This is a genomic window from Proteiniclasticum sp. C24MP, from assembly GCF_043951855.1.
Classification (GTDB): domain Bacteria; phylum Bacillota; class Clostridia; order Clostridiales; family Clostridiaceae; genus Proteiniclasticum.
This window is the reverse complement of sequence record NZ_JBINJW010000009.1, coordinates 85623-94671: the sequence shown is the minus strand read 5'-3', so window position 1 is coordinate 94671 and position 9049 is coordinate 85623. Positions and strand designations below refer to the sequence as shown.

The window sequence follows — 9049 nt, the reverse complement described above, 5'->3', positions numbered from 1 at the left end:
CCCCACACCTCGCAGTGTGAATCTTGCAAGTCGCTATGGGGTTCGTCGGCAACTACGCCCCTTGTGGACTCTCACCACAGTCAGACGGCATGCCCGTCATACAAAAAAGACCTGCAACTGAACTGTCGCAGGTCTTACTGGTACTTATTTGGATTTCTTGTCTTTCTTCATCTTAATCACTTTCTGCCTTGTGAATTCTTCACGTTCTTTTTCTTCCAGGGCTTCGGTGATAAACTTGATGTTCTCTTCAAACTCAGGAATCACGATGTTCTGCAGAGCATTGGCTCTTTTCTGTGATTTTCTGATGGCATTGGCCAATCTGTATACGCTGTTCTCCACTTCCGCTAAAACAACAGTAAGCTGTTTCACCTCATGAAACATACGATATGCATAATCGAATTTCGTATTCGCTCGTTCCATACCATAAGTCAGTTTCAATGGATGATTCTCATAGATTATTTTCGGTATTTCCACACCCATTACACTTCGGTAAGTCATGGAGATTCCATCATCGATGGGTACCATATTCGTCAGATCAGAAATAATACCAAGCGTTGTATTGGCTTCCTGCAATGCCTGATAGGCTTTACCAAACACTACTGAAATCTCATCTCTGAGTTTCTTGATGTCATCCAGATTAGCCATGATTTCCCTGATAAGAATATTTCTTTTCCTGTCCATCAGATCGAATCCGACTTTCGCCAGAGCATTGGATTTTTTGATTGCCATCAGATTTCCTTTTGTTGGAAATACTTGTTTATTTGCCATAATTACTCACCATCCGTTGCGAGCTCTTTGATAATCGTCCTTTCAGTCAAATCAAATCGCTTGAACGCACGCTCACGATTGTGATATTTTTCCAGGAATTCAGAGTCAATTCTGTCAAGTTCCTGCTTAGGAAGTATTGACAGCAGATCCCACCCTAATTCAAGTGTTTCTATAACGTCACGATCACTTTCCATTCCTTGTGCCAGAAATTGCGCTTCAAACAGTTTACCGAACTCGATATACTGCTTGTCCACGTCACTTAATTCCTCTTCACCGATTACAGATGCAAGACTTCTTGCATCCTGCACTTTAGCGTAGCAGGCAAACAGCTGGTTTGCGACAGAAGAGTGATCCTTTCGAGTATATCCGTCACCGATGCCATCCTTCATAAGTCTTGAAAGTGAAGGCAGAATTCCTACAGGTGGATAAACGCCCATCTGATGGAGTTCTCTGTCAAGAACGATCTGTCCTTCTGTGATGTATCCGGTGAGGTCAGGGATAGGATGCGTAATATCATCGTTCGGCATCGTCAGAATTGGAATCTGGGTGACTGAACCCTTTGCTCCCTCTATGATACCTGCTCTTTCGTATAAGGATGAAAGGTCAGAATATAAGTATCCTGGATATCCTTTTCTTCCTGGAATTTCACCTTTACTGCTTGAAAACTCTCTTAGAGCTTCACAATAAGATGTCATATCTGTTAGGATGACAAGTATATGCATATCATGTTCGTATGCAAGATATTCTGCTACTGTCAGTGCACAGCGTGGAGCGATGGTACGCTCGATGATGGGATCATCCGACAGATTGATGAACATGACGACATTTTCCATAACGCCGGCCTCTTCAAGAGATCTCTTGAAATAATCAGCCACGTCATTCTTTACACCCATTGCAGCAAATACGACTGCAAAGTTCTTACCATCTCCCTCAGATATCTTAGCCTGCTTTACAATCTGCACAGCAAGCTCATTATGAGGCATACCTGAACCGGAGAATATTGGAAGCTTCTGGCCTCTGATCAGGGTTGTCAGTGCATCTATGCTTGATATTCCAGTATTGATATAGTTTCTTGGGTAAACTCTGGATACTGGGTTCAGCGGCAATCCATTGATATCCGCCGTTTTATCAGCAAACACTTTTCCAAGCCCATCAATGGGCTTTCCAGAACCGTTGAAGATTCTTCCCAGCACTTCTTTTGAAAGCGGTATTTCCATAGGTTTACCAATAAATTTTGTCTTTGTATTTTTAAGAGAGAGTCTGTTCGTACCTTCAAAAACCTGTACTACTACCCTCTTTCCCTCGATCTGAACCACACGACCCATTTTGTTCGTGCCGTCATCCATCGAGATCTCTACCATTTCCTCAAATCCTACATTCTCGACATTATCGAGAACGACCAATGGACCGTTAATTTCACTTAGTCCTAAATATTGAAGGCTCAATTGATTTCCTCCTTTCAGTTTAATATACCTTGGCTATTGCATTTTCAATCAGACGGAAATAATCATCAAGCTTTCCAATATCATCATTGGGCACATCATATTTCATTCTGGTGACTTTCTCAAATATCCCGGTACCTAGCAGCATATTCAATGATTTACCTGAAACCAGAAACTCTCTGGCTTTCTTGTTCAGATACAGAATCACATCCATCATCTTCATCTGTTTTTCCAGCGGCACATAAGTGTCATCTTTATGGAATGCGTTCTGCTGCAGGAATCCTACTCTGATCACTTTTGCAATTTCAATTACAAGCTTCTGATCATCAGGAAGAACATCGCTACCTATAAGCTTGACGATTTCCATCAGCTTATTCTCCTCAGCAAGCAATGTTGTTATTTCTTTTCTATTCACTAAGAATCTTGGACTTATATTCTTATTGAACCATCTGGATAAATCCACTATGTATTCCGAATAAGACTGATTCCAGTTGATTGCGGAATAATGTCTGATGTATGCCAGCTGCTTGTCCAATGCCCAGAAACAACGTACAAATCTTTTGGTGTTCTGTGTAACAGGCTCCGAGAAATCTGCTCCCTGCGGAGAAACTGCACCAATGATGGATACTGAGCCCTCAGAGAAGTTCAGATTTTCAACATATCCTGCCCTTTCATAGAACTGCGCAATTCGGCTGGGAAGATATGCCGGGAATCCTTCTTCCGCTGGCATTTCTTCAAGTCTACCACTTATTTCTCGTAATGCTTCCGCCCATCTTGAAGTGGAATCTGCCATCATAGCAACATGGTACCCCATGTCTCTATAGTATTCTGCAAGGGTTACGCCTGTATAAATACTGGCTTCTCTTGCAGCAACCGGCATGTTCGATGTATTGGCAATCAGAACCGTTCTTTCAAGAAGAGGTCTGTTTGACTTTGGATCTATGAGCTCTGAGAACTCTTCAAGAACCTGTGTCATCTCGTTGCCTCGCTCACCGCATCCTACATAGACGATAATGTCGGCATCACACCATTTTGCCAGCTGATGCTGTGTCATGGTTTTTCCTGTTCCGAAACCACCTGGTATCGCTGCCGTTCCACCTTTTGCTATAGGAAAGAGAGTATCAATGACTCTTTGACCTGTAATCAGAGGAATGGAAATAGGCAGTCTCTTTTTTATGGGTCTTGGCGTTTTGATCGGCCATTTCTGGACCAGTGTAAGCTCGTGTACTGCGTCGTTCTCATCTTTGATTTTCACAACGCAATCATTGATGGTGTACTGCCCATCTTCAGCAACCTCTATAACGGTTCCCGACAGTGCTGGTGGTACCATCAGTCTGTGTTCAATGAGTCTCGTCTCGGGAACCACACCATAGATCTGTCCAGGCAGCAGATGATCACCGATTTTCACCTTAAGTGTTACATCCCACTTCTTCTTATTGTCTAGTGCTTCCACATTGCTTCCAGGTTCAATGAATGCGCCTGACTTCATTGCAATGTCTTTCAATGGTCTTTCAATTCCATCAAAGATATTCTTCATGATACCAGGTCCCAGTGTGACTGATATAGGTGTACCTGTTGTAAATACAGGTTCATCCGGCTTCAGACTGGTGGTGCTCTCGTAAACCTGAATTGTAGTAAACTCCTTGCTGATGGAGATGACCTCTCCCAGCAGCTGATTATGTCCTACATAGACCATTTCAAGCATTTCGAAATCCTTGGTATCTTTTACCGTAATAACGGGACCGTTGATGGAATATATCTTATTTTCACTCAAATTATCACCTCTTCGCATTTATACAATGCCCTGTGAACTTAACCAATTATCAGTTCAGAATTGGCATAAAACATTTCTCTTTCTTCTTTCAGCCTTGCATCATAGGTTTCATTGATGACGATTCTATCTTGATGAAATTCGAGTATAAACTCGCCAATTTCGATGCTTTCATCTTTCTTCACAATTACTTGTCCAATAAAGCTCTTACCAAGCTCATCAGCCAGAATCATATCTTTCTCTGCCAGTCTCAATACTCCGTCAGAATGATATCGGCTGCTTAACAGACTGATTTTCTCTTTCATCTTTTCCTTATAGTCATCGGTACTTGTATATCCTATAAGTTTCTCTCTGATTTCCACAAAAAGATCATTAATCAAGTCCTGCCTTTTCTTCATCAGCTTTCTCTGACTGTCATCTGCCATCCTGCTTAGTGAGATCGCATGTTCGCTATCCATGGATTTGACTTCCTGACTCACAATGATTTCCGCATTGTTTCTGGCAGTCGCTTCCAGTTCTTTGATATTCTTGTTCTTGATGTTTTCAATTTCCTTCTGGATTTTCTTTATTTCGCTTTGAGAGACTCTCTCAATTTCGCCTTTAAAATACTCTTCCAGTTCTTCAATGGTATTATACTGCATCCTTATCACCTCATAATTTCACGCCGATGGCTTCACTCACATATCTGTCAATGGTTTCACCGATTTTGTGTTTCCCATGACGATCTGGAACTTCAACAATCAGCGGTTTGAGCTGTCTTAGCTTCAATTCGGAAATAACTTCTGGACAGGTTTCAATGAGTTTTGTTGTAATAAGCACAATGGCAATCTCTTCATCATGCATCGCTCTTTCAAGTTCTCTTAGAACTTCACGTCGCTCATGGACAACAACTCCTTCGATCCCTGCCAAACGCATTCCCATTTGGGTATCGATGTTATCGCTTATTAGAAAAAACTTCATGGAAACCTCCTTATCTGTTGTCTTATAGCTTATTGATGATCAGGATGGAAATCAGAAGTCCGTAGATCGCAACACCTTCACCAAGAGCAACGAAGATCAGTGACTTACCGAAGTTCTTTTCATTTTCCGAGAATGCTCCGATAGCAGCAGGGGCTGCAGCCGCAACGGCAATACCAGCACCTAGTGCTGACATTCCTGTAGCCAGAGCCGCACTGATGAATCCAAGTCCCTGCGCATTGGTACCCATGATTCCGTTAGCAGCTGTAGCTGTTTCTTCTGCAGCAAGTACAGAAAGATCTCCAGCGGAGAAGATCACAGAACCTATGATCACAACAAAGAACATGACAATGTGGCTTATAAGTCTGGTTTTGGCAGACTGCCCACTGATCTTGCCTCTGAACACCTTGACGAGCGGTAATGATATCAGTACGATGAGCACCATTGGGATAAGTAATTCAAAAATATTTAACATAATTTAATCCTCCACTATAAAGTTTCTTTTAATGATTTGAACGGGATACCATCTCCAGTATAATATCTGGAGAACATTTCATAGAATTCTAGTCTCAGTACCTGAATTCCCACAATCAGTCCTTCAAGTGCCATAACAAACAGATTACCGAATACGAACACCACTGGTCCCGCATTTCCTGTCATTTCCATCAGACTGGATACCACAAGCATCATACCTGCATGAGAAAGGACGAATCCAGCTACTCTCATGTAGGACATGGTATTTGTGATGTAGGAGAGAATAATTTCAAAGAGTTCAAAGAACGCTTCTGTGAAAAATCCTCCGAATCCATTAGGGAACATTTTTTCGCTATGCACTCTTCTCTCCAGAGGTTCCTTCAGGAACATGAGCAGAAGAGGCAAACCTACAAATAAAGTAAGTGTGACTGGATTGAACAGATTCGCAATACCGCTTAACATAAGTCCTGCTCCACCTATGGCAAATGTGTACAGGACAATCCCTGCAACACCGTTATGAGATAGAAGCATTTCAACTATATGGTTTCTCTTGTAATTGATATAAATGTTGATGCCAATAGTTGTTATGATAAGTACTGCTCCGATTGCGATGGCAGATAAAAGCAGTGTCATCGTGAAGCCTGGATCCATGGTATGGATCGGCTTTCCTGGAAGTCCCAGCACATTAATGAAGAACGGATCCAGAAGATGCTCGTTTCCAAATACAGAGCCATAAAGCAGACCGAAAATTGCAGATGAAATACCGATTCTAATACCTACTGCACCAAGCTTCATGCCCTTGAATTTATACATGAGCCAGCCCAGCAGCGCAAGTACAAGACCTTGGCCCACATCACCGAACATGATTCCGAACAGCAGTGTATAGGTCAGTGCAACAAATGGCGTTGGATCAATATCCTTGTAGTTTGCAACACCATACATCTCTACGAACATGCCAAATGGTTCCGAGAACCAGCCGTTCTTCAGTTTTGTAGGTGGTGTAAGTCTCTTGTCATTGGTTGCCGGCCTGACTTCGATTTCCACATCTTTCAGATCTTCGAATTTCTTCTCTAATCCTGGAATATCATCCTTTGCCATGAAACCTGTTATGGAGAATCTTCCACCTAGTCCGATGACAAATTTTCGCGCTTCAAAAATCTTACTCACATGCTCCAGAACAGATGTGAAAATCGAATAACGATCCCTTGTTCTTTCAAGCAGTTCTTTTTTGCTTTCTTCCAGCTTTTTCAGGTCCTTCTTCAGGCTTGCAATCTCCTGCTCGAGGTTTTCTTCCGCCTCCTCTGGTGTACCGTGCACGAAATCCGGAATATGGATTCTCTCGAAATAGAGAGACGAGAACACATTATCCACTTCTCTTTCGTATTCCTGACTTGTGATATAGATTCCCCAGCTGTAGTTACTGTCTCTGCTGAAGGAATTCCATATAAATGGTCTGTTGGTGTAGAATCTCAGTTTCTCCTCACTGTCCAGTGGAAGACGTCCCACACGGCTGTTCAGATAACGGCAGGAAAACAGGTCATCCAGCGAAATATCGAGTGTTTCGATATTCTTCACCTGTTTCAGTGCATCTTCATCCTCCTGAATCAGGAGTTTGATTTCTTTCATATTTGAATCAATCTGATCGAATTTATCATGTGTTCTTTCAATGAATCTGCTGATTCGATCTAAATCACATTGCTGAACATCAACTTCCCTTTTATCGATCTTCAGTCCCATATCAGCTTCAATTTCTCTAATTCGATTCAGCATCTTCAGATAAGGATTCTCATAATAAAGTGTGGTCAGTCCATGTAAAGTGCCCGCAAGTTTACTTGCCGGTTCTGGATGAAAATCATCCAGCTCTATGAATCTTGCCAGCACTTCATCCAGATACTCATTATCCGCTACTATATTGATCAGTTTCATTTTTGCGATGGCCATTCAGGTCCCCCCTTTCTTAATAAATAAGCAGTTTTTCGATTTCACTTCGAGGAGTGTCATATCGAATTGCTTCAACGATGTTTATGATATTGGTTATTTCAATCTCCAGAAGAATCGAATATACTGTGAAAACGATAGGAGACTCAATGGAAAAATGCATATACCGTTTCGCGAGATTGTATCTTATTTCATTCGCATAGTACTCAATATATGTGTATTCCAGATCGTCCACATACAGGTTATACTTCGACTCCTCCAGTCTTTGGAGGACTCTCTCGGCTGTAGGTTCTTCAATCAGTTCATTGATGAACGCATCACTCATTCTGGATTTCAGCGTCACCATGGATTTTCTGATCTGATCATTGGTCACTTTGAAGAATTTCTTGAAACGATAGATCTTGATGATGTTCAGAAGCTCAATCTGGGTTCTGTATATTTCGGTAAGTTCTTTCCTTTTCTTTCCCGAGAAATTCTCATCAATGACCTGAAAGACATATTTATAGTAATAACTGTAAAGGTCTCTTTCAATGGAGGTGAAATCAAGCTTTTCACCTTTCTCCACCTGGTACGGTCTGATGATTTTCTGATAAGGTGTCTTACTCAATATGTCCATAATATCTTCATAAGTCATGATTTCAGATATTTCATTTACATCAAAAGAAAAGTAATCAGAAAGTGATATCGGAATATCTCGGACCATGACGTCGTAGGTCTCGTCGTCTTCCATCTTATCCGGCATAATTGAACGAAGCGCCAGGAGAATGATTTCGATCTCTCTCTTTACTATGTTCATGCGATAGAACCTGTTTTTCGCCAGCATGGAAAATCTCAGAAGTTTTTCGATCTTTTCATACATGTTCTGACGAATAAGTCCTTCCAGCTGACCACGATGGATTCTGTTCTCATAGATGTCTCGCATGGTTGAACCGTATTCCGTCTCATTCTTCAGATAGCCTGCGATTTCACCAACAGAGCCTTTTCGGAGAAGTTCTTCATAATCTTCTTTTTTCAGTCTTTGCCCATACATGGCTTTCGCCTTGGCTGCTAGAGCAGGACTGTTAATATTGCTCATCAGTTTAACTCCCTTCTCTTCAACGGTTAAGAATCAAGACATCTGTCATAAATCGACTCCACCCATGTATTCTTGTTTTTGTTGAAGCGATCAATAAGCTGCTCCAATGATCTCTCGTACTGAACAGAATACTGAAGCGATTTCTTTTCGTATTCATTATCCAGCTTGATTCTATGCTGGTGAATTCTGTCTTCAGCCTCTTTCTTGAAACGAGCTTCGATTTCCGGTCTCAATTCCATCACTTTCGCTGCTGCCTGTGCACGTTCTTCCTTGATTTCCTGCAGACTTTCCCTTGCTTTCTCGTCAGCTTCAACAATTTCCTTGATCAGTTTCTTCATAATGCTCCTCCTCTCCACTTGTTCTATGATTTAGTCTATTTTTTAACGTAAAGAGATGCATTGGAAACACAACCATACATTTTGTTCCAACACACTAACCTATATAATGTCGCATATTTAAAGCACAAAGTCAATTTGAACAAAAAATCACAAATGATTTTTCTCGTCTTATACATTGTAAAAAACAAGAAATTACACAGTATTTTTCACAATGTTAACCTATTCGTCAATTATTGCAGCTAATTTAACAAATCGTTCTTCTTTGCACGAAATCCTTCCTATTATA

9 protein-coding genes are annotated in these 9049 nt (G+C 41.3%); all 9 read right to left on the bottom strand.

All coding sequences use genetic code 11. The features are described from left to right. Positions 1-144: 144 nt before the first annotated feature. Genes ACHAL6_RS08590 through ACHAL6_RS08550 form a run of 9 tightly spaced genes read right to left on the bottom strand, consistent with a single transcriptional unit; the run spans position 145 to position 8763 of the window. Positions 145-768 carry a V-type ATP synthase subunit D gene (locus ACHAL6_RS08590; RefSeq protein ID WP_395270080.1) on the bottom strand — a complete coding sequence of 208 codons (624 nt, stop codon included), beginning with the start codon at positions 766-768 and terminating at the stop codon, positions 145-147. Positions 769-770: 2 nt separating this feature from the next. Further along, entirely contained in the window at positions 771-2213 is a 1443-nt protein-coding gene (locus ACHAL6_RS08585; protein ID WP_395270078.1) for a V-type ATP synthase subunit B, read from the bottom strand. A 19-nt stretch (positions 2214-2232) separates the two neighbouring features. Beyond that, on the bottom strand, positions 2233-3984 hold the full coding sequence (locus ACHAL6_RS08580; protein WP_395270077.1) for a V-type ATP synthase subunit A: 1752 nt from the start codon (positions 3982-3984) through the stop codon (positions 2233-2235). Between the two features lie 38 nt (positions 3985-4022). Further along, entirely contained in the window at positions 4023-4622 is a 600-nt protein-coding gene (locus ACHAL6_RS08575) for a V-type ATP synthase subunit E (protein WP_395270076.1), read from the bottom strand. Positions 4623-4632: 10 nt separating this feature from the next. Then, positions 4633-4941: a V-type ATP synthase subunit F gene (locus ACHAL6_RS08570; protein ID WP_395270074.1), complete on the bottom strand. Its 309-nt coding sequence runs from the start codon at positions 4939-4941 to the stop codon at positions 4633-4635. Between the two features lie 22 nt (positions 4942-4963). Further along, positions 4964-5413, bottom strand: coding sequence for an ATP synthase subunit C (locus ACHAL6_RS08565; protein WP_395270072.1), 450 nt, complete (start codon positions 5411-5413; stop codon positions 4964-4966). 14 nt (positions 5414-5427) lie between these two features. Beyond that, complete coding sequence (locus ACHAL6_RS08560; protein ID WP_395270070.1) at positions 5428-7353, bottom strand: V-type ATP synthase subunit I; 1926 nt, start codon at positions 7351-7353, stop codon at positions 5428-5430. A gap of 16 nt (positions 7354-7369) precedes the next feature. Then, positions 7370-8425 carry a V-type ATPase subunit gene (locus tag ACHAL6_RS08555; RefSeq protein WP_395270068.1) on the bottom strand — a complete coding sequence of 352 codons (1056 nt, stop codon included), beginning with the start codon at positions 8423-8425 and terminating at the stop codon, positions 7370-7372. A gap of 26 nt (positions 8426-8451) precedes the next feature. Then, positions 8452-8763 carry a hypothetical protein gene (locus tag ACHAL6_RS08550; RefSeq protein ID WP_395270066.1) on the bottom strand — a complete coding sequence of 104 codons (312 nt, stop codon included), beginning with the start codon at positions 8761-8763 and terminating at the stop codon, positions 8452-8454. Positions 8764-9049: the final 286 nt, after the last annotated feature.

What these genes read in the sequence shown, in the direction of transcription:
- ACHAL6_RS08555 (WP_395270068.1), bottom strand. Translation starts at nt 8,425, where the DNA reads ATGAGCAATATTAACAGTCCTGCTCTAGCAGCCAAGGCGAAAGCCATG.
- ACHAL6_RS08575 (WP_395270076.1), bottom strand. Translation starts at nt 4,622, where the DNA reads ATGCAGTATAATACCATTGAAGAACTGGAAGAGTATTTTAAAGGCGAA.
- ACHAL6_RS08550 (WP_395270066.1), bottom strand. Translation starts at nt 8,763, where the DNA reads ATGAAGAAACTGATCAAGGAAATTGTTGAAGCTGACGAGAAAGCAAGG.
- ACHAL6_RS08565 (WP_395270072.1), bottom strand. Translation starts at nt 5,413, where the DNA reads ATGTTAAATATTTTTGAATTACTTATCCCAATGGTGCTCATCGTACTG.
- ACHAL6_RS08590 (WP_395270080.1), bottom strand. Translation starts at nt 768, where the DNA reads ATGGCAAATAAACAAGTATTTCCAACAAAAGGAAATCTGATGGCAATC.
- ACHAL6_RS08570 (WP_395270074.1), bottom strand. Translation starts at nt 4,941, where the DNA reads ATGAAGTTTTTTCTAATAAGCGATAACATCGATACCCAAATGGGAATG.
- ACHAL6_RS08560 (WP_395270070.1), bottom strand. Translation starts at nt 7,353, where the DNA reads ATGGCCATCGCAAAAATGAAACTGATCAATATAGTAGCGGATAATGAG.